Origin of the sequence: Pseudomonas sp. GV047, from assembly GCF_003058245.1 — a bacterium.
Taxonomy (GTDB): domain Bacteria; phylum Pseudomonadota; class Gammaproteobacteria; order Pseudomonadales; family Pseudomonadaceae; genus Aquipseudomonas; species Aquipseudomonas marginalis.
Window position 1 is genome coordinate 15,870 of the sequence record NZ_QCWA01000024.1, and the last position, 24,845, is coordinate 40,714.

A 24,845-nucleotide genomic window follows, 5' to 3' on the forward strand; every position below is an offset into this window, starting at 1 on the left:
TTCCCATGAAACGCAAAGACAAAATCGCCGTCTCCGTTATCGCCGTGTTTGCCGTCGGCGTGCTGGTCTACCTGGTCGCGCCCGGCCTGTTGGGCAACAAGCGCCAGGCCACCAACGACGCCTTCGTCGCCGCCGATTTCACCTTGGTGGCGCCACGTGTGGCGGGCTTTATCAAGGAAGTGCTGGTGGAAGACAACCAGCGCGTCAAGGCCGGCCAACTGTTGGCGCTGATCGACGACCGCGATTTTCGCGCCGCCGCCCAGGCCGCCGACGCCGACACCCTGGTCGCCCAGGCCCAGCTGAAGAACGCCACCGCGACCCTGGAGCGCCAAACCTCGGTGATCGCCCAGGCCCAGGCCACCGTGGCGGCAGACCGCGCCGAAGTGGCCTTCGCCGAACATGAGCTGAACCGCTACAACCACCTCGCCGGCGTGGGCGCGGGCACCGTGCAAAACGCCCAGCAAGCCAAGACCCGCATCGACCAGGCCACCGCGCGCCTGGCTAACGCCACGGCGGTGCTGGCGGCCGAGCGCAAGCAGGTGGAAATCCTCACGGCCCAGCGCGATGCCGCCGAAGGTGGGCTCAAGCGTGCCCAGGCCGCGTTGGAAATGGCCAGTTATCAGCTGTCCTACACGCGCATCGTCGCGCCGGTGGATGGCATGGTCGGTGAGCGCGCGGTGCGGGTGGGGGCCTATGTGACCCCGGGCAGCAAGATCCTCGCGGTGGTGCCGTTGGCCGAGGCCTACGTGGTCGCCAATTTCCAGGAAACCCAGCTGTCCCATATGCACGCCGGCCAGGCCGTGCAGGTGCGGGTCGACAGCCTCGACGGGGAGCTGCTCAACGGCCACCTGGAGAGCCTCGCACCTGCCACGGGTGTGACCTTCGCATCGGTCAAGCCGGACAACGCGACCGGCAACTTCACCAAGGTGGTGCAGCGTATCCCGGTGAAAATCGTCCTCGAACCCAACCAACCGCTGACCGAGCGCCTGCGGGTCGGCATGTCGGTCGAGGCCAGCGTCGACACCCAGCCGGTCGCGCCGCAGCGTGAGGTGGCCCAGCAATGAGACACCTTGCCTGGCTCACCCTGAGTGTTATCAGCCTGAGTGCCTGCACTGTCGGGCCGGATTTTCAGCGCCCGCACACGCCGCAAGCCACGCGGTGGAGCGAACCTCAAGGGCGACAAGCCGCCAGCCGAGCAGTGAGTGATCCGCTGCAAGAGCGCTGGTGGGACGTGTTCCACGACGAGCAACTGTCGGCCCTCACGCGCCGCGCGCTGACCGATAACCTCGACCTGAAACTGGCCAGCAGCCGCCTGCAACAAAGCCGTGCGGTGCGCCAGGTGACCACCGCCGAGCGCTATCCCACTGTCGACGCCACGGGCGCCTACCAGCGTAAACGCAACAGCGGCAAAGGCTTGAACGACCCCTCCGGCGAAAACGGGCGTTCCGCGTTCAACCAGTGGGATGTGGGCTTCTCGGCGTCCTGGGAGCTGGACTTCTGGGGTCGGGTCAAACGCGAAACCGAAGCCGCCGACGCCACCCTGCAAGTGGCGGAAAACGACCGCCGCGCCGTGCTGTTGTCGGTACTGGCCGAGACCGCCCAGGACTACATCCAGCTGCGTGGCGTACAGAACACCCGCGCGGTGACCGAGCAAAACCTCGACGTCGCCCGCCACAGCCTCAAGCTCTCGCAGTTGCGCCTGGCCGACGGCGTGGCCACCGATCTGGATGTCGCCGAAGCGGCCGCCCAGGTCGCCGCCATCGAAGCGCGGCTGCCGGATCTGCAGCAACGCCAGGACCAGTTGATCAACGCCCTCAGCCTGCTGATGGGCGAGCCACCGCAGGCCCTGCACGCGCAATTGTCCAAGGACGCCGCCGTACCGCAGACCCAACGCCAGGTCGCCATCGGCCTGCCGTCGGAACTCGCCGAGCGCCGTCCGGATATACGCCAGGCCGAGGCGCGCCTGCACGCCGCCACCGCCAGCATCGGCGTGGCCAAGGGCGATTTTTACCCGCGTATTACCTTGTCCGGCAGCCTCGGCTCCCAGGCCATGCAACTGTCGGATTTCGGCTCCTGGGGCTCCCGCGCGTTTGCCTTCGGCCCGCAAGTGAGCCTGCCACTGTTCAACGGCGGCCGCCTGCAAGGCATGCTGGACCTGCGCGAAGCCCAGCAACAGGAAGCGGCCCTGGCCTACCAGCACACCGTGCTGCGAGCCTGGCATGAAATCGACGACCAACTGACCCGCTACAACGCCAGCCAACTGCGTCGCGATAGCCTCGCCGAAGCCGTGCGCCAGAACCAGATCGCCCTGACCACCGCGCAGCACCAATACGTTGAAGGCGTGGTGGATTTCGTTAACGTGCTCACCGTGCAGAGCGCGCTGCTGGCCACGCAGGAGCAGTGGGTGGAGAGTTCTACCGGCGTGTCGTTGGCCATGGTCGGCCTGTACAAGGCGTTGGGCGGAGGGTGGGAATCGGTGTATCCGCTGCAAACCGCCGAGCGCTGAACCACAAAGAGTTTTGCCAGCCGCGAAACAAGGTGTAATGATAATTGCTCTCAATAATGTATCTGAGCTTTTCATGGACACCGCGACTGACGGCCAGCAACAGCTTCACCTCCTGTACCGTGACCATCACGGCTGGCTGCAAGGCTGGCTGCGCAAGCGCCTGGGCGACCGCGAACACGCCGCCGATGTGGCGCAGGACACCTTCCTGCGCCTGCTGGTCTCCGGTCGTTACCCCGGTGACAAGGAAAGCCGCAGCTACCTGGTGCAGATCGCACGCAACCTGGTGATCGACCAATGGCGCCGCCTGCGTATCGAGCGTGCCTACCTGGAAAGCATCGCGCATTTACCCGAGCCCGAGTCGCCGAGCCTGGAAACCCGTGCGCTGATTCTCGAAACCCTGATGCAGATCGACGCCATGCTCGACCGCATGCCCGACAACGTACGCCGCGCGTTCCTGCTCTCGCAGTTCGAAGGCCTGAGCTACGCGCAGATCGCCGAGCGCCTGGGCGTCACGGTCAGTTCGGTGCAGAAGTACATGACCCGCGCGATCGTCGCCTGTTACCAGGTGGCGTACGCAGAATGAGGCCCGACGCCCCCATCGCCCCGGCCATTGTCGAGCAAGCCAGCGAATGGCTGATGCTGCATTGGAGCGGCGAGCTGCAAGGCGAGCAACGCCAGGCGTTTGTGCAATGGCAGGCGGCGGATCCGGAACACCGTCGCGCCTGGCAACGTCTGCAGCACCTGCAACAAACCCTTGGCAGCGTGCCTATCGACAGCGCCCGTGCGGTGTTGCGCGACACCCCGGACACCCAGCGCCGCGCCGCGTTGAAACTGCTCGGCCTGCTGCTGGTGGCGGGTGGCAGCGGCTACCTGGTGCAGCGCAGCGAACCCTGGCAGGCAGCCTTTGCCGACTACCGCACCACCACCGGCGAGATTCGCCACGTGACCCTCAGCGACGGCACGCGCCTGGACCTCAACAGCGACAGTGCAGTGGACCTGCGTTTCAGCGCCAGCGAGCGGCGCATTCGCCTGATCCGTGGCGAGATCCTGTTGACCAGCGGCCACGACCCGGTGTGCCCTTTGATCGTCGAAACCCCGGCCGGTGACGTGCAGGCGCTGGGCACCCGTTTTGCCGTGTGCGAACTGCCCGATGGCAGCCGCGTCGACCTGTATGAAGGCCGCGTGCGGGTCACCCCGTTGCAGGGCCCGGCGGTGCAGATGAATGCCGGCGACAGCCTGTGGTTCAACTCGCGCCAAAGCTCGGCGTTGCCTGCGGTAAGTGCCAATGCCAGCAGTTGGACCGAGCATCGGCTGATCGCCGAGCGCCAGCCATTGGGCGAGTTTGTCGCGCAACTGAGCCGCTATCGTCCAGGCCTGTTGCGTTGTGATCAGGCGGTGTCTGGCCTGCTGCTGACGGGGGTGTTCCCGTTGAACGATACCGACGCGATCCTCGCGGCTCTGGAGCGTTCGCTGCCGGTGCAGGTGCAGTCGGTGACGCGCTACTGGGTGACCATCAAGGCACGGGCCTGAAAATTTTTTTATCGATGCTTGTCGGTTTGCGCGCCCCGTTCGGGATACCTCTTGAAAGCCAATCAAGAAGCGTTCTCACGGGGAGTCCTGCAATGCCGCACCACCCAATCCAACCCTTGGCCCGCGCCTTGCGCCGTGGCCTGTTTGTCAGCCTGCTGGCGACGGTGCCGATGCTGCCGACCCAGGTACATGCCGAAGACAGCACCGAAGCGCTGCGTGCCTACAACATTCCGGCGGGCAGTCTCGATCAGGCCTTGAACCAGTTCGCCAGTGCGTCGGGCATCTTGTTGTCGGTCGATGCTTCCCTTACCCAAGGCAAGCGCACCACAGGCCTGCAGGGAAGTTATGGCGTCGGGTCCGGCCTGGAGCGGCTGCTGGCAGGCAGCGGCCTGGTGGCGGTGCAGGCCCAGGGTGGTTGGTCGTTGCAGGCGATGCCATCCGCCGGGCCGTTGCAGCTCGGCGCGACTCAGATCAGCGCCCAGCAGGCCGAGGAAAGCGCCTGGGGCCCGGTGGACGGCCTTGTCGCCACGCGCAGTGCGTCCGGCAGCAAGACCGATTCGGCATTGGTGGAAATCCCCCAGACCATCAACGTGATCACCGCCGCCGAGATCAAGGCTCGCGGCGCCCAGAGCGTCACCCAGGCGTTGCTCTACACCCCGGGCATGACCGCCGGTGGCTTTGCCGACCGGGTCAAGTTATTCGACGAACCTACCTCGCGCGGCTTCACCCCCACGCCCTTGTACCTTGACGGTTTGCACCTGCCCTACGGCGGCGGCAGCACGGGTGGCGCGCTGCAGATCGAGCCCTACTCCCTGGAGCGCATCGAAGTGCTCAAGGGCCCGGCCTCGGTGCTGTATGGGCAAAACCAGCCTGGCGGTATCGTCAATATGGTCAGCAAGCGCCCCAGCGAAACCCCGGTGCACCGGGTGGTGCTGGAAGCCGGCACCTACGAGCACAAGAGTGCGGCCATCGACCTCAGCGGCCCGCTGGATGAACAGGGGCAATTCCTCTACCGCCTCACCGGCCTGGCCAACGACGGTCAGGACGAGATCAACTACGTCGAGAACAAACGCCAGTTCATCGCCCCCAGCCTCACCTGGCGCCCCAACGACGACACCCGTGTGACGCTGTTCGCCCAATACCAGAAGGACAAGGGCGTGCCCGAGGCCCAAGGGTTGCCGGCGTCCGGCACCTTGTGGGCCAACCCCAACGGCAAGATCAAGCGCGATGTGTTTATCGGCGAGCCCGGCGTCAACCAGTACAACCGCGAGCAGTACGTGCTGGGCTACGAGATTTCCCATCGCCTCAACGACACCTGGACCCTCAAGCAGAACGCGCGCTACGCCGAAGTGGACGACCGCTACACCGCACCGCTGCACGGCTACCGCTTCGTCGCCAACCCGGCCACCGGTGTGCAGGACCAACGCTACCTGCAACGCTTCGGCGTGGACTGGGCGCAGAACAACAAAGTGTTTGGCGTGGACAGCATCGCCCAGGCCGAATTCGACACCGGTGCGTTGTCCCATACGGTGATCGTCGGCCTGGATTACTACCACTCCGGCTCGCTGTTCCATGGCCTGTATGACCGCAACCCACCGGTAATCGACCTGTTCAAGCCGGTCTACGGCCAGCGCCTGAATTTCGGCCAACCGTACCGCTGGGACCGCACCCTGAGCCAGACCGGCCTGTATGTGCAGGACCAGATCAAACTGGATAAGTGGGCCCTGGTGCTCGGTGGGCGTTATGACTGGGCCAGCGTGGTGAACAAGGAGCCGCTGCAAGGCACCCGCTTCGCCAGCAAGGACGAAGCCTTCACCGGCCGCGCCGGCCTGGTGTACCTGTTCGATAACGGCCTGGCGCCTTTTATCAGCTATTCCGAATCGTTCCTGCCGCTGACCGGCACCGACGCCCAGCGCAAACCGTTCGACCCCTCCACCGGCAAGCAATACGAAGTGGGCATGAAGTACCAGCCGCCGGGCCAGAAGAGTTTCGTGCAGGTCGCGGTCTACCAGCTCGACCAGGAAAACGTGCTCACCACCAACCCCAACGACACCTTCAGTACCCAGAGCGGCGCCATGCGTTCCCGCGGCGTAGAGCTGGAAGCCAAGGCCGCCCTCAGCGACGCCTGGGAGATCATCGCCTCGGCCGCGCGCAACGACATCAAGTACACCAAGGACGAAGAAGGTCGCCAAGGCCGCCACCCCGCTGGCATCTCGCCGCTCACGGCGTCGATGTGGGTCAACTACACCGTACTGGGCGACACCCCGCTCGCCGGCCTCGGTGCCGGCCTGGGCGTCCGCTACGCGCGCCAAAGCCTGGGCGATTACTACGAAGGCGCGTTCAGCGTGCCGTCGTACAGCGTCTACGACGCCAGCCTGAACTACGACCTGGGCGCCTCGCCGCTCAAGCTCAAAGGCGTGAAACTGGCGATGAACGTGCAGAACCTCACCAACAAGACCTATGTCTCGCAGTGCACCAGCGACCTGGATTGCTACTACGGGGAGGGGCGTACGGTGGTGTCCAGCCTGACCTATGACTGGTAACCACCTTCCAATGTAGGAGCGAGCTTGCTCGCGAAAAACGTTAACGATGACGCGGGTCTTTCTGAATGCTCGCGGCAATCTCAGGTTTTCGCGAGCAAGCATCCATCAAGGATTGCGTAAAAACACCACATACCCCCGAAACCACTCACTCCCCTGCAAATACCCCGGCTCCTCCCACTCTCCACCCTGAATCAAACCGATCTTGAACGGCAGCCCCATCCGGTTCATCCGTGGCAAATACGCCGCGTAATCCGGGATGCTCTGGCGCCCTTGATAGGTCTGCACCACCACCTCATCCACCACGTCTTTGAGCTGGGCGATGGCGGTGGGGTCGGCGTTGCTGCTCCAGTCCATCAGGCCGGTGATACTCAGTTTCAGATCGGCCGGCAGGCGCTGGCGCAGGTCGCGCAGGAAGTCGGCGTATTCGTGCAGGTATTGGGTGCGAGCATCGAAGTCGATCTGGATGCCGACCACCGGGTTGCCTGCGTCGCGCCAGCGTTGTACCTGGCCGAGCAGTTGGGTGTAGACCTGTTCGGGCCAGCGCAGGGTGTGGGCGCGGTAGACCACCCAGACGTCGCCTCGGGTGAGGCGCGGCACGCTGATGCCTTGGGCGATCAGTTGCACACCGCGCTGGGGCGCGCGGCGGGTGGCGTTGATCTGGCCCTGGAGGATGTACAGGGTCTTGGCCTGCTTGAGTACCGGCTGGGGCGTGACGCCGCTCCACAGCCAGAAGGCGTCGTAGTCGCGGGCATCGACGGCACCGAAGGCCGGGCTTGCCAGCAACAGCACGCCCAGCCACAGGTGCTTCACCAGTAGTACTGCAGCGATTTGCCCCACTGGGTGTCGGCGAAACCACTTTTCAGTTGGCGGAACCAGGCTTTGCGCACGCCAGGTTCGACGTCCTTGCCGCCGCAGCTGTTGTAGCCGGCCGGCGCGTAGCAGTTGATGGCGCGGAACAGGGCGTAGGCCTTGTCGTTTTTCGGTGCCTTGGCATTGCCGATGACCTGTTGGTAACCGTCGAGCCGCGAGAAGGTTTCACCCTTGAAATCCGAAGCGGTGCTGCCCAGGCTGCCGGCGGCGCGGGCCTGCTCCAGAGGCATGCCGTCCAGGTTGTTGCGCAGGATGAATTCGCCGAAGCAGTTCAGGGCCTGGGGGTTCTTCGCGTCGGTCTGCAAGGTCGCTGCGGTTTGCGCGATGCTCGGGCAGGCGTAGCCGGATTCGGCCTTGTCGCCGTTCCACTGGAACAGCTTAAGCGTCTGGCTGGCGCTGTAGACATAACCCAGGCTGGTGCCCAGCTTGTCCTCGGGGGCCTGGGCCGGCAGCTGCTTGAGGTCTTCGGCGAAGGTGGCGAACTGGCCGTGCAGCAGGTCTTTGTAGAGCAGCACGAATTGCGCGGTCTGGCGTTCCAGCGGATCGCTCGCCTGGGCGATCTGCTGGCGCAGCAGTTCAGGCCCGGCGATGTTGCGCAGCAGGATGTAGCGCACCTGTTTGGCGCTGATCGGCGAATCGCTGGCGAACACCTTGGCCAACTGGCCGCTGCGCTCGTAGTTCATGGCCAGGGCCAACTCCAGCTGGTCGCGTTGCAGCGGCAGTTTTGCCAGCGGCAACAGTTGCAGCCACAGCGCTTCGGCGCCTTTCCAGTCCTGCTTGGCTTCCAGGGCCAGGGCGCGCAGGGTCTGTTGGCTGAAGGCGAAGTAGTTGAGGCTTGCCGGCACGCTTTGCGGCAACTGCTTCAAGGCGGCGTCCGGTTGATGCTCGATGTACAGCGCACACACGGCCAGCAAGTACTCATAGAGCTCCGGCTCGCTGGCGAACGCGGCTTTTTGCTTCTCGAGGTCTGCGCGGTTGAGGGCCGGCTGGTTGCCGCCGCGCATCACCATCAGGTCGCTGACGAGCTGGATCATCGGGGTCTTGACGGTATCGCTGTTGACCATCAACAGCTTGAGGTCAGCTTCTTCTACCAGCTCATCCTCAGACACATTGCGCTGCTCGTCGGTGGCCGTCAGTGCCCAGGCGAACGCGTCGGCGAGCTGGGTGTTGTCGTCGGCCAGCCAGTACACCCGGCGCAGCAGGCCGTGGGCCGAGGCCGCGTATTCGCCCTGTGGATAAGTCTTCAGGTAGGCCTTGAAGCCCTGCTCGGCCGTGGCCAATGCGGGTTTATCCACACGGTCCAGGTGCGGCACTCCGTCTTCGTCATAGGTGTCGGCCTGGGCCTGGTTGAGCGCTGTGCGGGCGGTCATGTACAGCGCAGTTTCCTTCAGCCACGGCGACTGTGCACTGCCGACGCCAGCAAAGCCTTGCGCGGCCTCGGCGAAGCGGCCGCTGTAGAAATCGGCGGCGGCTTGCAGGTAGGTGCGAAACAGTTGGCCGTCGGCTGACTGGATCTGCTGCGGCTCGGCGATCACCGGGCCATCCCAGGTGCAGGTGGTGAGCAGTTGCAGCCGCGCCTTCGCCAGCAGCGCGCGCTCGGCCGCCGGCATGTCGGCCTTGACCACCTGGCGGATAAACGCCGTGGCGCTGTCATCGTCGTTGCTGCGGCAGCGGCTGCCTTCGCCATTGAGGAAGGCTTCGCCGGCGGTTTTGTACGCCTCGCGCTTGATGCCCAGGGGCGTCAGCAGGGTGTCCAGCTCGGCGGTAGGCGAATCGTCCGAGTCGGGCTCGGTCTCTGCACTGGAGGCAGCGGCCAGGCGATACACCGGGAACGGCACCGGGCCGAAACCCTGGGCCAGGTCATCCTCGCTCAACGCCCTGGGCGCCAACGGCGCGGCCTTTTTGTCCGCCAGCAACAGGCGCAGGTTGGCCCGGCTGTCATTGCCCGGGCTCAGGAACGGCACGTTGTTGCAAGGGTCGAGGCTGTCACGCGAGACACGCCAATCGGGGTAGCACGAATCGTCGGAACTGGCCTGGGCCTGCTGGGAAATACCGGCCAGCAGGGCCAGTGCCAGGGGGGAGAGAAAACCGATACGCATGACGTGTCCTTGATCCTGGGTCCTTGGAGGGCGGCAATCATAGCGTGTTCCTGCGGGCGCTTCGGTGAAGCCCTACACAAATTGCTGATTTGTCCGATTCCAGAAGCGAACCGGGGGCTTTTGTCCTAGAGTGGCGGTGTTTGCGCTGAGGCACTCAAGGCAACAGCGGGGGAATCGAGGTGCGCCGGTCTGTGGTAGAGCAAAACGAAAAGGTCGGGGCGTTGCCCGCATTCAATCGTCTTACGTGGGAACGCGTCGGTTGGCTGAGCCGACTGTGGTGGGTGCCGATCCTGGGACTGGCCATGGCCCTGCGGTTTTACCGCCTGACATCGGCGGCGATCTGGGGCGACGAGGGCTCCAGCCTGCTGCTCAGTGAATACGCCGCTGCCGACCTGTGGTTTCACGCCGCTCACGATGTGCACCCGCCGTTGTACTTCTTCATGCTGCGCGGCTGGATCGAGCTGTTCGGCGACAGTATCTGGTCGATTCGTGGCATGAGTGCCATCCCCGGCGTGGTTGCGGTGGGCCTGGGTGTCTGGCTGACACGGCAACTGTCTACCCGGCGTGCTGCCGTGCTGGCGGGGATCCTGCTGGCGCTGCTGCCCACGGCGGTGCGCTACAGCCAGGAAGTGCGCATGTATTCGCTGCTGGGCGTGTGGCTGCTGGGGGCCACGCTGGCGCTGGTGTACTGGGTACGCCAGCCCGAGCGGCTGCGCTACCTGGCCATGTATGTGGCGTTGATGAGCGCCGGGTTCTACACCCATTACTTCACCGCCCTGTGCGTGCTGGTGCATTGGGCTTACCTGGGGGTGCTGTGGCAGGCGCAGCCGCGAGGCCGACGGCTGATCGCACGCCCGGCCTGGTGGGTAGCCAATGCCGCGATTGTGCTGTTGTACGTACCGTGGCTGCCGAACCTGCTGGACCTGGTGCAGCACGTCGAACAACTCAAGGTAGGCGGGGACATAGGCTGGGAAGAACCGGTCAGCCTGTTTTCCCTGCCTTCGATGATCTGGCAGTTCGTGTTACAGGATGAAGGTATCGGCTTCTGGCCACCGCTGTTCTGGTTTGTCCCGCTGTTACTGATGGCCGTGGTCGTGATGACGGCCGCGCGAGACCGCGAACGCCATCGGCCCGCTTGCCTGCTGGCGCTGTTTTTCCTGCTGCCGCTGTTGCTGGTCTACGGGGTATCGTTTATCTCCCCGGTGTTTATCGAGCGCTACCTTACGGTGTACGCCTTGGGTTTGCCGATCCTTGTCGCCATGGCGATCGACCGCCTGCCTGCGCGCTTGTCGCTGCTGGGTGCGGCGCTGTTCGTGCTGTTTGTCGGCGTGGAGCTGGTGGGCCTCAAAAACAACTTCACGGTGGATGAGCACGACCAATTCAATGTGCCGGTGGAGTTCGTCAATCGCAATTACCAGGAAGACGATCGCATCGTCCTCAGCGACATGATGTGGTACCTCAGCTATGTGTATTACGACCAGACCGACGCCCAACTGCAGCTCTACACCCCGCCCAAGCCCGATGGCACGCCGACCCGGCCCAACGCCTACGGCTTCGGCACCCTGGTGGACCAGGACGGCGGGCGCATTTACCTCGACCGTCTGTCGGCACTGCCCGCCGACACCCGCCGCGTGTGGCTGATCAGCAGCAACGAAGCGTCGGACGATTTCGCGCCACTGCCCCAGGGCTGGCGCGAACTCAGTCGCCAGGACGGTGGTGGTGCCAGGGCGCGTTTGTTCGTGTTGTGCAACGTGCCGCCACCACAACCCGAGGCCTGCCGCTAGACTCGGTTAAATACCTTTTTTCAGGAGCCCGTCATGGAATCGCCCGTGCACAGCTTGCCGTCACTGTTCAAACAGCTTGGGCTGCCGGATGACCCGGTCGGTATTGATCAGTTTGTGACCGCCCACTCGCCACTCAAGCCGGATTTGAAGTTGGCTGAGGCGTTTTTCTGGACAGACAGCCAGAAAGCATTTTTGCGTGAGGAAATCTTGGACGATGCGGATTGGGCGGAGGTGGTGGATGAGTTGAATCTGATGTTGCGGGGTGGGCGAGGGGTGTAAAAAAATCTTTTGAAAATTGTGTTTTTGTAAAAAAAAAAGGTGAGCAGTAAAAAAATCTGGGCTTTAATCGCCTGGGTTATTTTTTCTTGGGGGATTCACCTTGGCAACAGTCGGATATGCCCATCTATGTGAAGTCCTGGACCTAAAGATTATTGCGCCCTCCCGTGTTGCGATGATTAAACCCGTGACCAGAATCACTCGAATCGGCACTTGTCTGGCTGTGCCGGCCGCTGTGGCGCCCGCGCATGCTGCGTTATTTGAGCATGTGCTATTTGCTCTCAAGCATGAAGGCGTGAACCTGGCCGTGCTCGCCCAGGCTTTTGAACGGCTTGGTCCTGAGCCGTTTTTGGTTGCCTTGGCGGATTCGCCCAATGGTGCGTTCATTCGCAAAGCTTGTTTTCTATGGGAGGGATTTACCGGGCAGGCCCTGGATTATTCAACGCCCGTTCGAGGCCGCGTCGTTGCCTTATTCGATCCCGAGCGCTACGTAACCGGACCCAGCATCCGCAACAGCCGCTGGCGCGTGGATTTCAACGGCTTGGGTTCTTTGCATTACTGCGCCACCGTGGAGCGAACGCCTGAGCTGGACGCGTTGTTGGCGCTCAATGTGCTGGCCCGCGCCAAATCCTTCATGGCCACCCTCCCACCCGAAATGATGGACCGTGCCATCCAGTGGGCCTACCTCCACGAAACCCGTGATTCGTTTGCCATCGAAAAAGAACAACCCAGCGAAGAAAAATCCCGCCGCTTCGTTCAACTGTTACGCCAGGCCCACGAAGGCCGCTTGCTGACCGAGGACTACCTGGTAGATCTGCAGAACAGCACCGTCTCCAACCCCTTCGACAAAGCTGTCGCGTTTCGCCATGAGCAGAATCATCTGCACAACGGCCTGCGCGGCGCGGCGGGCGTCAGCTATGTTCCTCCAGCCCCTGAACTTTGCCAGGAACTGATGGAAGAGCTGATGGCCTTCGCCAATCAGCCAGTACGTGAAGTCGACCCCCTGGTAGCGGCGGCAGTCACTGCCTTCGGCTTCGTATTCCTGCACCCGTTTATGGACGGCAACGGGCGATTGTCGCGCTTCCTGATCCATCAGACGCTCTGCCATTACGGTGCACTGGAAAACGGCCTGCTGCTACCGGTGTCCGTCGCAATGAAGCACGAAGAGCAAGCTTATCTGGCCGCTCTCAAAGCCTTTTCCCAGCCGACGCGGGAATTCTGGAACGTCACGTGGCTGGACGGCGATCAAATGGCCTTCGACTTCATCGGCCACCCCTCGATCTACCGCTACTGGGACGCCACCCACTGCGTCGAATTCACCCTGCAAATGGCCCGCCGCGCGTTGGAAGTGGAACTGCGCGAAGAAACCGAATTTCTCGACCGCTACGACCGCGTGATCAAGGCCGTGAACCAGCGCTTTGATGTGCGCGGCAGTGATCTATCAAAGCTGGTGATGATGTGCCTGGATAACGAGGGCAAGGTTTCCAAGCACCGACGCAAGCAGTTTCAGTACAGCGTATCGGAGGAGGTGTTTGAGTTTATTGAGGAGGAGGTGGGGCATGCTCTGCGCGACACTGGGAAATTTCCTATCGACTAAACGGAAGTGGACGGTAGTGGCCGGTGGGAGGCGCTCGCTATTAACAGGCGCTAACTCCCTGCTCTGGACACAACATGAAACGCTTGGTCCCACGCAGCGAAATTGAAAGCTATGAACTCACAAAGATCGAGAGTCCCTATTTTGCAAGACTAAAAGTCCGAGAGTTTTTTCGTGCCCCGTATGCGTTGCCCGGGTTGAGTGAACTGCTCAGTGAGTGCGGTCTTTCTCCCGTTTGCTGCTCCGCTGAAAAAGACCAACGGCGGGTCTTGGATAAACTGGCAGCCGGTGATTGGTTGTTTGTGATGGACTATCCCTTTCTCCCTTTAAGTCGCGAATGTCGCGTCAAATATGGACATCTAATGGGACGCCGACTGTATGTTGGGCCTGGCAAATGGGAGAAGGGTATTTCTCTCGGATGGGAAAGATCTCGCGAACACCACTAGCGTTATGACTCAACGGTGGGTAAGGCTTGATAGTCGAGATGATCAATTTACTCACCGATCAGTTGAGCGTCGATATGGAGAGCTGCGGTATATAAAACAACGTTATCTGGAGGGCGATGACAGCTGGCAGGTGGGTGGTAAGTCATGGCATTGGCAGCCTGTAACACCGGATGTGGCCTATGAGTACAAGGAAGCAGGAAGATGACGCGCAAGCATGTTTTTTGGTTTTGGGGAGTCATGGATGCCCTTTATCTGATTCGGTATGCAGTGGCCAGCGCAATAGAGGGAAGGATTCCTTATTTAAGCGATTTTGAAAGTGCTTTATGGGTGCTGCGTGATCATAGTGTTGTGCAGTTATACATGTTCGGCTTTGCCATGCTGCTGCAAGCTTCCATCGTAATCTCGTGCTTACTGTTCTTTCTTGGACGTGAACAGGTGAGGTGGGTTACTTACCTTCAAACACCCTTGCGATTGGCTTTTATTGTGCCTTCTGTTTCGCTGTTGCTGGTAGGTGCTCAGTTTTTTCCTAACTACAACTTGGTGTTAATGGCTGCGTTAGTCGTTGCGTCCGAGGCAGTGAAAATCTGGAGCGTCTGGCGGTGGAGCAAAAGGTGCTGACGTTTTCCAGCAGGGCCGCTTAGGAGGCTGAGCGGGCAATAAGCCGGTTGCACAGACCCAACCATCCCCTTGGTCACGGCCACACGGATCCCCCTTCGCGAGGTGATGGGCCAAAACAAGCGCCACCTGGATGGCGAGGCCGCACAGCAATCCTGAAGCCGACACCGATCCAAATGTGGGAGGGGGCTTGCCCCCGATGGCGGTGGATCATCTAACGAATCTGTTCACTGACACTCCGCTATCGGGGGCCAGCCCCCTCCCACATTCGGCCTGCGGCGTTGCCACTGAATCGCTCCACCCATCCGCTAAATTGTTTCAAAACTTGACGCAATTCGATCCCTCGGCCATATTGATAGTTAGCAAACTAACTGTATGCGAACTATCCAGTGCCTCAATCCCTCGAACAACTCCAGATGAACCTCAGCAGCAGCATGGTGGTGGGCGCCCGTAACTGGCGCAAAATCTGCCAGAGCACGCTGGTCAGCTATGGCATCTCCGAAGCCTGCGCCGTGCCGCTGTTGATGATCGGCCGCCTGGGCGACGGGGTGCACCAGGTCAAAGTGGCCCAGGCCTCCGGGATGGAAAGCCCGTCCCTGGTGCGTCTGCTCGACCGGCTGTGCCATGACGGCTATGTGTGCCGTACCGAAGACGTCCACGACCGCCGCGCCAAGGCCCTGAGCCTCACCGAGCGTGGTCGCGAGTTGGTGCAGGCGGTGGAGGTGCAATTGGTGCGCCTGCGCCGCGAAGTGCTGGCGGACCTTCCGACCGCCGACATGGAAGCCGCACTGCGCGTACTGCGGGCCTTTGAGGCGGCGACGCTTTGAACGGATTTTTTACCGGTTTTCCGCCCGCCCGTGACTGGTTCTATGGGGTTCGTACCTTCGCCGCGTCGATGATCGCGTTGTATATCGCCATGCTGATGCAAATGCCGCGTCCGTACTGGGCGATGGCCACGGTGTATATCGTCTCCAGCCCGTTTGTCGGCCCTACCAGTTCCAAGGCCCTGTACCGCGCCATCGGCACCTTGATGGGGGCGGCGGCGGCGGTGTTTTTTGTGCCGATGTTCGTGCAATCGCCGTACATCCTGGTGGTGGTGATCGCACTGTGGACGGGCACCTTGCTGTTCCTCTCCATGCACCTGCGCACCGCCAACAACTACGCCTTGATGCTCGCCGGCTACACCTTGCCGCTGATCGCCCTGCCGGTGGTGGATAACCCGCTGGCGGTGTGGGATGTGGCCGAGGCGCGGACCGAGGAAATCTTCCTCGGCATTGCGGTCGCGGCGGTGGTGGGCGCGATGTTCTGGCCACGGCGGCTGATGCCGGTGTTCGATGGCGCGGTGGCCAAGTGGTTTGGCGACGCCCAGGTCTACAGCCAGCGTTTTCTTTCTCGCAATGCGCAACCGGAAGAAGTCAGCGCCCTGCGCGGCGGCATGGTCGCCACCTTCAATACCCTTGAATTGATGATCGGCCAGTTGCCCCACGAAGGCGCGCGGCCGCAGACGGTGCGCAATACCAAGGAATTGCGCGGGCGCATGATCCACCTGCTGCCGTTGGTGGAGGAACTCGACGATGCGCTGTATGCCGTCGAACAGCGTGCGCCGCAGTTTCTCGAGCAACTGACGCCGCTGCTGGAAGCTACCCGGCAGTGGCTGGAAAACACCACCGAAAGCGCACCGCTGGAACGCTGGCGCGCTCTGCGTGACCAGGTCGACGCCCTGCAACCCCAAGGCGAAGCCCTGGACGAGCGCCCCACGCTGTTGTTCTCCAACGCCCTCTACCGCCTGGGCGAGTGGATCGACCTGTGGCAGGACTGCCGCAGCCTGCAAGCCGCCATCCAGTGCGAAAGCCAGGACACCTGGCGTGCCGTGTACCGTCACTGGCGCCTGGGCCGGCTCACACCGTTCCTCGACCATGGCCTGATGCTCTATTCGGCGTTTTCCACCGTCACCGCGATCATCGTCGCGTCGGTGCTGTGGATCCTGCTGGGCTGGACCGATGGCGGCAGCGCGGTGATCCTGGCAGCCGTGGCCTGCAGCTTTTTCGCTTCTATGGACGACCCGGCGCCGCAGATCTATCGGTTCTTTTTCTGGACCGCCATGTCGGTGCTGTTCGCCAGCCTCTACCTGTTCCTGGTCCTGCCCAACCTGCACGATTTCCCGATGCTGGTACTGGCGTTCGCGGTGCCGTTCATCTGCATCGGCACGCTGACCGTGCAGCCGCGTTTTTACCTGGGCATGCTGCTGACGCTGGTGAACACCTCGTCGTTCATCAGCATCCAGGGTGCCTACGACGCGGACTTCCTCAACTTCGCCAACGTCAACCTGGCCGGGCCGGTGGGCCTGCTGTTCGCCTTTGTGTGGACGTTGATCGCCCGGCCCTTCGGCGCCGAACTGGCGGCCAAGCGCCTGACCCGTTTCAGCTGGCGCGACATCGTCGGCCTGACCGAGCCCGCCACCTTGAACGAACACCGGCACCTCGCCGCACAAATGCTCGACCGCCTGATGCAACACCTGCCGCGCCTGGCGATGATCGGCCAGGACACCGGCATCGCCCTGCGCGACCTGCGCGTGGCGCTCAACCTGCTCGACCTGCTGGCCTATTCGCCGCGCATCCTCGGCGTGCCGCGGGTGCTGCTCAACCAGGTGGTGGAAGGCGTGGGCGGTTACTTCAAGGCCTGCCTCAAGGCGGGTGAACGCTTGCCTGCGCCCAGCGGTCTGCTGATGACCCTCGACCGCACACGCCGCGCCCTCAATGGCCAGGGCCTGCAAGACGAAGACGACACCCGCCTGCACCTGCTGCACGCGCTGGCCGGCCTGCGCCTGGCACTGCTGCCGGGTGTGGAATTCATTGGCGGCACGGAGATGGAAGCGCCGCTACCCGATGGAGCGCCTTTATGATCGGTGATCTGGATATCAGCGGGGTGTTCCTGCCCACGCTGCTGGTGCTGATGGGCATTACGTACGTGTTATTCCTGGTGGTGCACGGGCTGTTGACCCGCGTCCACTTCTATCGCCTGGTCTGGCACCGGGCATTGTTCAATGTGGGGCTCTACGCGCTGTTGCTGGGCGCGGTGGACTCACTCAGTCGATACCTGATGACATGAAAAAACCTTTTTTGACCATCGGCCGTGTAGTCCTGACGTTGTTGATCGTGAGCTTCGCGGTCGTCGTTGTGTGGCGCATGGTCATGTACTACATGTTTGCGCCCTGGACCCGTGACGGTCACATCCGTGCCGACATCGTGCAGATCGCGCCGGACGTGTCCGGGCTGATCCAGCGCGTCGATGTGCACGACAACCAGCTGGTGACCAAGGGCCAGGTACTGTTTGCCGTCGACCAGGACCGCTTCAAGCTGGCCCTGCGCCAAGCCCAGGCCGCCGTGGCCGACCGCCAGGAAACCCTGGCCCAGGCAAGTCGCGAGTACAAGCGTAACCGTGGCCTCGGCAACCTGGTGCCCAGCGAGCAGCTGGAAGAAAGCCAGTCCCGTGTTGCCCGCGCCCAATCGGCCCTGGCCGAAGCGCAAGTGACGGTGGACTCGGCCCAACTCAACCTCGACCGCTCGGTAATCCGCAGCCCGGTGGACGGCTACGTCAACGACCGCGCACCGCGTACCCAGGAGTTCGTCACCGCCGGGCGGCCGGTGCTGTCGGTGGTGGACAGCAATTCCTTCCATATCGACGGCTACTTCGAAGAGACCAAGCTCGACGGCATCCACGTCGGCATGGGCGTCGACATCCGTGTGATCGGCGACAACGCCCGCCTGCACGGGCATGTGCAGAGCATCGTCGCCGGTATCGAAGACCGCGACCGCAGCAGCGGCTCGAACCTGCTGCCCAACGTCAACCCGGCGTTCAGCTGGGTGCGCCTGGCCCAGCGGATTCCGGTGCGTATTGCCTTTGACGATGTCCCGGCGGACTTCCGCATGATCGCCGGGCGCACCGCCACGGTGTCGATCATTGGCGACAAACCCAATGACGGAGCCAAGCCATGAAGCCGCTGTGGGCAACCGCTGCGCTGGGGTTGTTACTGTCGGCCTGCCAAGTGGTGGGGCCGGATTACCAGTTGCCGCAAACGTCTGCCGTCAACCGCGCTGACCTGCAAGGGCAACTGGCGGGCAAGGGCAGCGACGTGGTGTCGGCGCCGGTGCCGGCCGACTGGTGGAAGCTGTACAAAGACCCGCGCCTGGACGAGCTGGTACGCCAGGCCATGGCCTCCAACACCGACCTGCGCGTAGCCGCAGCCAACCTGCAGCGCGCCCGTTATCAGACCCAACAGGCTGAATCCGCCGGCGGCTGGAGTGCCGGCGCCAAGGCCGAGGTGCAGCGCCTGCAGGAATCCGGCGAAGCGTTTTTGCAGGCGGACAAAGTGCCGGTGGATAACATCGGCAGCATCGGCATTACCACCTCGTACCAATTCGACCTGTTCGGCACCTTGCAGCGCGGCATCGAAAGCGCCCAGGCCAGCGCCGATGCGGCCCAGGCCGCCGCCGATATCGCGCGCATCACCCTGGTGGCCGATGTGGTGCGCTCCTACACCCAGGTGTGCGCGGCCAACGAAGAACTGGCGATTGCCAACGAATCCCTCGACCTGCAAGCCCAGAGCACCAAACTGACCCAACGCCTGCGTGACGCGGGCCGTGGCGATGAAACCCAGGTCACCCGCTCGCAAACCCAATACAAATCCCTGCGCGCCGACATGCCGCGCTATGAAGCGGCGCGCCAGGCCGGGCTGTTCCGCCTGTCGATGCTGCTGGCCAAGCCCGTGGACCAACTGCCGGCGGGCACCGGCACCTGCGCCGAGCTGCCGCACATCGCCCAGCTGTTGCCGGTGGGCGATGGTGCGGCGCTGCTGAAACGTCGCCCCGACGTGCGCCAGGCCGAGCGCCAACTGGCCGCCGCCACCGCGCGTATCGGCGTGGCCACCGGCGCCTTGTACCCGGACATCGCCATCGGCGCCACGGTGGGCACCGTGGGCCTGCTCGACAACCTCGGCCAGCCGGCGACCAACCGCTGGGGCTTCGGCCCGATGATCAGTTGGACGGTGCCGACCAACGGCGCCCGTGCGCGCATCCACGAGGCCGAAGCCGCGACTCAGGGCGCCCTGGCGCATTTCGACGGGGTGGTCCTCAACGCCATCCGCGAAACCCAGACCGGCCTGGCGCAATACACCGCCGTGCTGCAACGACGCGAGGCGCTGGCGGACGCCGAGCGCTCGGCCCAAGAGGCGGCGGACCAGACCCACCGCTTCTTCCAGGCCGGCCGCGAATCGTTCCTCGCCGACCTGCAAGCCACCCGCACCTACACCGCGATGCGCGCGCAACTGGCGGCGGCCAATACCCAGGTTGCCATGAGCCAGATCGATCTGTTCCTGGCCCTGGGCGGCGGCTGGGAAAGCGGACGAACGCAAGCGTCACAGCCCGGCAAACCCTGAGCGAATAGCTATGCTTGGACAGGCGGGTCGCCGTGACGACTCGCCTGACACTGCTCGCGTTTGCTCATGGGGATTCCAATAATGAAAAACCCTTATGCTCCCGCTTTCTGGTGCGTGCTCTTCGCACTGGTGTTGTTATCGGCCGCGTATTTCTACGGCGTCATGCTCGCCCATCAACTCGACAAGGCCATGGTGTTTCTCGACAGCGCCTGCCTGGTGATCGGCTCCCTGTCCATCGGCGTGGTGGCCTGGGCGTCCTACCAGAACCAGCGCGTGAAGAAAAAACTCCTCGAACAAGGCAAGACCCGCGTCGCGATCTGGGACACCAAGGTCGCTCTGCGTCGGGTCGAAACCGTGTTCGACCGCTATTTCTGGGGCAGCTATTGGCAGCCGGGGCGCACCTTCCAGGAAGTCATGGGCGACCTTACCGGCACGCCCCTGGAAAAAAGCCTCGAAGTCCTGAAAAAACAGTGCGTGGCCCTCGATCGGCAGGTCGCCGATGGCCGGCATTGGCTGAATAACGCGCGGGAATTGTCCGACGTCGCCACGCAGATGGCCCGGGAGCGCTACCAGCTGGACTTCTGCGACCCCAAGTCCGACACCCCCGGCAATGCGGTGATACACCGCGAGTTTGAGGTGCTGGTGTACACCTGGACGGCGCGCCTGAAGAGTTTTGACCACCAGCTCGACGAGATCGAGTTGGAGTATTCGTGAACCAACTGCACGCCTGACCCCTCTGAGAAAGCTGGGCCGTTTGCGGCCGCCAGTGCTAATCTTCCCCCGTTTTCGGCGGGCTTGAGCCAACCCTTTCGGGGTTCAAGGAAGACAGCCCACTTCTCACAGGATTTGATCAGGTCACTTCATGAATAAGCCAGCAGTCGTTCTTTTGGGTTTAGTTGTCGCCGTAGGCGTCGTCAGTGCAGGCGGCGCCTGGTACACCGGTAAACAACTGGAACCGGTGCTGCAAACCGCGATCCAGAACGCCAACAAGGAACTGCAGACCTCCATGGCCGGCGTCGACGGCACCGTGGCCCTGGAGCTGGTGTCCCTGGAGCGTGGCGTGTTCAGCAGCACCGCGCACTACCGCCTGAAGGGCCAAGGCTCGGTGTTCGGCGAAGAAAACCCTAATCCGGAACTGCTGTTCGTCGACCATATCGAACACGGCCCGCTGCCGTTCTCGCGCCTGGTGACGCTCAAATGGCTGCCGGTCATGGCCACCAGTCACTACGAACTGGAAAAGAACCCCACCACCGAGAAGTGGTTCGCCGCCGCCAAAGACGTGTCGCCGCTCAAGGGCGTGGCCAATATCGGCTACAGCCGCTCGGTCAACGGCAACATCGAATTGCTGCCCCTGGAGTTCAAGGACGCCGCAGCTTCGGCGAGCTTCTCTGGCGCCAACCTGAATTTCGACAGCACCGCAGAAGGCCAGAAGGTCAAGGCTGACGGCTTCATGAACAGCTTCAAGATCGCCGGGCTAGATGGCAAGGGCGAACACTTCGAAGCTCAATTGTCTGGCCTGACCATCGCCAGCAACCTGGAAAAATCCACCTTTGGCTTCTACACCGGGCAAAACACCGTTGAGCTGACCGACAGCACGTTCACCTTCGGCCCGCAGAAAGCCGTGCTGACGGTCAAAGGCTTCGAGCAGAAAGACTCCAGCGAAACCAAGGACAACAACCTGGCCGGCCGTGTCGACTACAAGATCGACGAGATCGGTTACCAGGGCAAACCCGTGGGTTCGGCGGCCATGGCCCTGAGCATGAAGAACGTCGACATCCCGGCCATGCTGGTGTTGACCAAGCTGTACCAGGACAAGATGCAGCCGGTGCAAGCCGCTGCCGCAGCGGGCCAGCCCACGCCTGAGCTGCAACTGACCGAAGCCGAGCAGGCCCTGGCCGAAGCCAACGTCAACCAGGTATTGGCCGCCAAGCCGCAGATCGCCGTGGAAAACCTGTCGCTGAAAACCACCCATGGCGAAAGCAAGTTCAACCTGCTGGTGGACCTGGCCAAGCCGGCCTCCATGGAGTTGCCGCCGGTTGAGCTGGGCAAGCAGATGATTGCATTGCTGGATGCCAACCTGACCCTGTCCAAGCCGATGATCGGTGACGTGGCTGCCCTGCAGGCGCAACTCGGTGGCGTGACCGATCCGAAAGCCATCGAGCAGCAGTCCCAGATGGCCGCCGAGATGGTCAGCGGCATGGCGGTCGGTACTCAGTTGGCGACCCTGGTCGGCAGCGATGTGGTGTCCAAGTTGCACTACGCCAACAATGAAGTGACCTTCAACGGCCAGAAGATGACCGTCGAGCAGTTCATTGGGTTTGTGATGGCCAAGTTCGGCGCGGTCAGCGGCGGCCAGTAAAGCGTTCGCCATCGCCCGGAAATAAATAATGTGGGAGCGGGAGTGCCCGCGATAAGGGTCAAACAGTCGACGCACCTGTCGGCCGGCACCCCGTTATCGCAGGCAAGTCCGCTCCCGCATTCACATTTCAGGCGGGCCGCGCAATTCTGAACAATTGTTCCGGATTGGTCTTTTTCCTACTTTCCTGAGAGATAGTTCACACAGGAAAGCTAGGCCGGGTCATTGGACGCCGGCACCCTGCGGCAATTCGCTCAGGACCACCTATCGTTACAGCTTTCCGTGTGTAAGGAAGCTCACGATATGTTGCGAAACCTACCACTCAGTGCATCAGGCCGGTTGCGACTGCTCGTCGGGGCCGCCTTATGCAGCCAATTACTGATCCCCGCCTTCGCCATGGCCGATCCGGCCTATGACGCGCTGATCATTCAGGCGCGCAACGGCAACTTCACCCCCGCCCTGACTCAATTGCGCCAACTGTCCGCCGAGCGCCAGACGCCAGGCCAGGTCAGCGATCATGTGGTGATCGCCGGTTGGGCCGGCCAGGACGCCGAAGTGCTGAAGGTGTACGAGGCCCAGGGTAAACATCGCAACCTCAGCACCCAGGCGCTCGCCACTGTCGCGCGGACCTATCGCAACCAGAAGCAATGGGCCCAGGCCGAGGCGGTCTATCGCCAGGCGTTGCTGCGTGAACCGAATAACGTCGACCTGCAACTGGGCCTGGCCCTGACCCAGGCCGACGGCGGCAAGGCGGACGAAGCGGTACAACGTACCCGCGCATTGGTCGCCGCCAAGCCCGATGACCCCAACCGCCGCATGGCCCTGGGCTATGCACTGACCCGCGCAGGCTTGAACTACGACGCGCTGTTCGAGTTCGACCAGGCGTTTATCCGCGCCGGCGACAAGCCTGACGTCGCCCGCGAATACATCGTCGCCCTGCAAAAGGCCCGCCTGCCGGAAGCCGCGTTGCGCCTGTCGGCCCAGCGTCCTGGCCTGCTGGACCCGGTGACCCAGCGCCGCCTGGAAGGCGATCTCGCTGCCGAGCGTGTGCGCATGGCCGAGTTCGCCACACGCAGCGAAAAAGAACGCTACGTGATTGCCGACCGCGCCCTGGCGGATTACGACAAACTGCTCGCCCGTTGGACCCCGGACGCCAGCGCCCATGACGATGTGGTGCGCTGGCGCATCGACCGTCTCGGTGCACTCAAGGCGCGGGCGCGTACCGCCGAGGTGATCCGCGAATACGAGACGCTTAAGGCCGAAGGCGTGCAACTGCCGACCTACGCCGTGCGTTGGGTGGCCGCGGCCTACCTGGACCAGCGCCAGCCGGAAAAAGCCGAGCCGCTGTATCGCCAGGCCCTGAGCGCCACCGACGCCGAGCCCGATGATCGGGTCGAAGACACCACTGCGCTGTTCTACGCCTTGCAGGAAAGCGATAAAGCCGAGGACGCCAACGAGGTCGCCAAGGGCCTCGCCAACAGCCAGAACCCGCGGGTCGAGCTCAAGGGCTTGCCCATCGGCAACCCCAACGACGCGTGGATGGACGCCCAGCAACTGTCGGCCCAGGCCGGCGTCTACGGCGGCGACCTGCCGGGCAGCGAAGCCGGCCTCGAAGCGCTGGTGGCGAAAGCCCCGGGCAACGTCGGCCTGCGCCTGGCCCAGGCTGACATGTACCGCGCCCGCGACCTGCCACGGCGTGCCGAAGGCATCCTGAAGGAAACCGAAGCCCAGGCCCCACGGGATATGGGCCTGGAAGTGAGCCAGGCCTACACCGCCATGGACCTGCAGGAGTGGCGCCAGCTCGACGTGCTCACCGACGATGTGCTCGCCCGCAACCCGGACAATCGCCAGGTGCAGCGCCTGAGCCGCCTGCGCGACGTGCATGACATGGCCGAACTGCGTGTCGAGGCGTATACCGGCAAAAGCTTTGGCGGCGGCAATGACAGTGACGCGGGCGCCGTCGCGGGTAGCCGCGACTGGGGCATTGAGAGTCGGATCTACACGCCGCCCATCGACGAAGACTGGCGTGTATTCGCCGGCGCCGGGTACGCCAAGGCCGACTTCAGCGAAGGCACGGGCCAGCATCGCTGGCAGGTGGTGGGCGTGGAGCGGCGTACCCGCGACATGACCATTGAAGCCGAGGTGTCCAACCACTCCTACGGCGATGGCGCCAAACAAGGCGCCGCGGTGTCGATTGCCCGTGACATCAACGACAACTGGCAATACGGCGGCAGCCTGGGCTACCTCCTGAGCACCACGCCGCTGCGGGCGTTGAATGACGGCGTCACGGCCAACGGTGGCAGCGGCTTTATCCGCTGGCGCGCCAACGAAAGCCGCGAATGGAAACTGACCCTCAGCCCCTCCCATTTCAGCGATGGCAACGACCGCTTCGAAGCCTTGCTCAGCGGCCGCGAAGGCCTCTACAGCTCGCCGAAGGTGCAAGTGGACCTGGGCCTGGAAGTCGGTGCCAGCCGCAACAGCAAGGAAGACACGGTGTACTTCAACCCGAAGTCGGATTTCACCGTGCTGCCCGTCCTCAACATCAACCATGTGCTCTATCACCGCTACGAGACCCAGTGGAGTCAGCAGTTCCAGGTCGGTGCGGGTACCTATAGCCAGCGGGATTATTCCACCGGTGGCATCGGTCTGGTGGGCTACGGCCAACGCTTTCGCTGGAATGACGTGCTGGACGCCGGCGCCAACCTGAGCCTGATCAGCCGACCTTATGACGGGGATCGCGAACGCGATCTGCGTCTGCTCGTCGACCTCACTTACCGTTTCTAAAAGAGCCT

At 63.0% G+C, this 24,845-nt stretch carries 19 protein-coding genes; 17 read left to right on the plus strand and 2 right to left on the minus strand.

From position 1 onward, the window contains the following. Window positions 1-5: 5 nt before the first annotated feature. The 5 genes from C8K58_RS31680 (at window position 6) to C8K58_RS31700 (ending at window position 6,579) form a co-directional block, all read left to right on the plus strand. On the plus strand, window positions 6-1,064 hold the full coding sequence (locus C8K58_RS31680; protein WP_092358600.1) for an HlyD family secretion protein: 1,059 nt from the start codon (window positions 6-8) through the stop codon (window positions 1,062-1,064). Next, window positions 1,061-2,506, plus strand: a complete 1,446-nt coding sequence (locus C8K58_RS31685; RefSeq protein ID WP_098480641.1) for an efflux transporter outer membrane subunit — start codon at window positions 1,061-1,063, stop codon at window positions 2,504-2,506. The genes C8K58_RS31680 and C8K58_RS31685 overlap by 4 nt, the downstream gene beginning before the upstream one ends. 73 nt (window positions 2,507-2,579) lie before the next feature. Continuing rightward, window positions 2,580-3,089 carry a sigma-70 family RNA polymerase sigma factor gene (locus tag C8K58_RS31690; protein ID WP_027608065.1) on the plus strand — a complete coding sequence of 170 codons (510 nt, stop codon included), beginning with the start codon at window positions 2,580-2,582 and terminating at the stop codon, window positions 3,087-3,089. Further along, the gene (locus C8K58_RS31695) at window positions 3,086-4,036 is read left to right on the plus strand and encodes a FecR domain-containing protein (RefSeq protein ID WP_027608066.1); all 951 of its coding nucleotides are present in this window, start codon (window positions 3,086-3,088) and stop codon (window positions 4,034-4,036) included. The genes C8K58_RS31690 and C8K58_RS31695 overlap by 4 nt, the downstream gene beginning before the upstream one ends. Window positions 4,037-4,128: 92 nt before the next feature. Further along, window positions 4,129-6,579 carry a TonB-dependent siderophore receptor gene (locus tag C8K58_RS31700; protein WP_027608067.1) on the plus strand — a complete coding sequence of 817 codons (2,451 nt, stop codon included), beginning with the start codon at window positions 4,129-4,131 and terminating at the stop codon, window positions 6,577-6,579. Between the two features lie 105 nt (window positions 6,580-6,684). Here C8K58_RS31700 and C8K58_RS31705 read toward each other — a convergent pair whose 3' ends face one another. Beyond that, window positions 6,685-7,389 carry a DUF3142 domain-containing protein gene (locus C8K58_RS31705; RefSeq protein ID WP_098480638.1) on the minus strand — a complete coding sequence of 235 codons (705 nt, stop codon included), beginning with the start codon at window positions 7,387-7,389 and terminating at the stop codon, window positions 6,685-6,687. Further along, window positions 7,386-9,548 (minus strand): outer membrane assembly lipoprotein YfiO, encoded by a 2,163-nt coding sequence (locus tag C8K58_RS31710; protein ID WP_098480637.1) that lies wholly within the window; start codon window positions 9,546-9,548, stop codon window positions 7,386-7,388. The genes C8K58_RS31705 and C8K58_RS31710 overlap by 4 nt, the downstream gene beginning before the upstream one ends. Window positions 9,549-9,727: 179 nt before the next feature. On the opposite strand from C8K58_RS31710, the gene C8K58_RS31715 reads away from it, so the two are divergent. The 12 genes from C8K58_RS31715 to pgaA all read left to right on the plus strand — a co-directional run bounded on the left by C8K58_RS31715 (window position 9,728) and on the right by pgaA (window position 24,837). Beyond that, window positions 9,728-11,332, plus strand: a complete 1,605-nt coding sequence (locus C8K58_RS31715; RefSeq protein WP_098480636.1) for a glycosyltransferase family 39 protein — start codon at window positions 9,728-9,730, stop codon at window positions 11,330-11,332. Between the two features lie 33 nt (window positions 11,333-11,365). Continuing rightward, window positions 11,366-11,611: a DUF2789 domain-containing protein gene (locus C8K58_RS31720; protein ID WP_027608071.1), complete on the plus strand. Its 246-nt coding sequence runs from the start codon at window positions 11,366-11,368 to the stop codon at window positions 11,609-11,611. Between the two features lie 100 nt (window positions 11,612-11,711). After that, a complete protein-coding gene (locus C8K58_RS31725; protein WP_108574895.1) occupies window positions 11,712-13,205 on the plus strand; it encodes a Fic family protein in 1,494 nt (497 codons plus the stop codon). A gap of 644 nt (window positions 13,206-13,849) precedes the next feature. Then, window positions 13,850-14,266, plus strand: coding sequence for a hypothetical protein (locus tag C8K58_RS31730; protein ID WP_027608072.1), 417 nt, complete (start codon window positions 13,850-13,852; stop codon window positions 14,264-14,266). A gap of 413 nt (window positions 14,267-14,679) precedes the next feature. Further along, window positions 14,680-15,090 carry a MarR family winged helix-turn-helix transcriptional regulator gene (locus C8K58_RS31735; RefSeq protein ID WP_027608073.1) on the plus strand — a complete coding sequence of 137 codons (411 nt, stop codon included), beginning with the start codon at window positions 14,680-14,682 and terminating at the stop codon, window positions 15,088-15,090. Continuing rightward, on the plus strand, window positions 15,087-17,165 hold the full coding sequence (locus C8K58_RS31740; RefSeq protein WP_092358613.1) for an FUSC family protein: 2,079 nt from the start codon (window positions 15,087-15,089) through the stop codon (window positions 17,163-17,165). Before C8K58_RS31735 ends, C8K58_RS31740 begins: the two co-directional genes overlap by 4 nt. Further along, complete coding sequence (locus C8K58_RS31745) at window positions 17,162-17,371, plus strand: DUF1656 domain-containing protein (protein ID WP_012721577.1); 210 nt, start codon at window positions 17,162-17,164, stop codon at window positions 17,369-17,371. The genes C8K58_RS31740 and C8K58_RS31745 overlap by 4 nt, the downstream gene beginning before the upstream one ends. After that, window positions 17,368-18,258, plus strand: coding sequence for an efflux RND transporter periplasmic adaptor subunit (locus tag C8K58_RS31750; RefSeq protein ID WP_027608075.1), 891 nt, complete (start codon window positions 17,368-17,370; stop codon window positions 18,256-18,258). Before C8K58_RS31745 ends, C8K58_RS31750 begins: the two co-directional genes overlap by 4 nt. Next, the gene (locus C8K58_RS31755; RefSeq protein WP_027608076.1) at window positions 18,255-19,697 is read left to right on the plus strand and encodes an efflux transporter outer membrane subunit; all 1,443 of its coding nucleotides are present in this window, start codon (window positions 18,255-18,257) and stop codon (window positions 19,695-19,697) included. Before C8K58_RS31750 ends, C8K58_RS31755 begins: the two co-directional genes overlap by 4 nt. A gap of 81 nt (window positions 19,698-19,778) precedes the next feature. Continuing rightward, on the plus strand, window positions 19,779-20,411 hold the full coding sequence (locus C8K58_RS31760) for a hypothetical protein (protein WP_027608077.1): 633 nt from the start codon (window positions 19,779-19,781) through the stop codon (window positions 20,409-20,411). A 148-nt stretch (window positions 20,412-20,559) separates the two neighbouring features. Next, a complete protein-coding gene (locus C8K58_RS31765) occupies window positions 20,560-22,056 on the plus strand; it encodes a YdgA family protein (protein ID WP_098480630.1) in 1,497 nt (498 codons plus the stop codon). 300 nt (window positions 22,057-22,356) lie between these two features. Beyond that, window positions 22,357-24,837 (plus strand): poly-beta-1,6 N-acetyl-D-glucosamine export porin PgaA, encoded by a 2,481-nt coding sequence (pgaA, locus tag C8K58_RS31770; protein WP_027608079.1) that lies wholly within the window; start codon window positions 22,357-22,359, stop codon window positions 24,835-24,837. The last annotated feature ends 8 nt before the right edge of the window (window positions 24,838-24,845 follow it).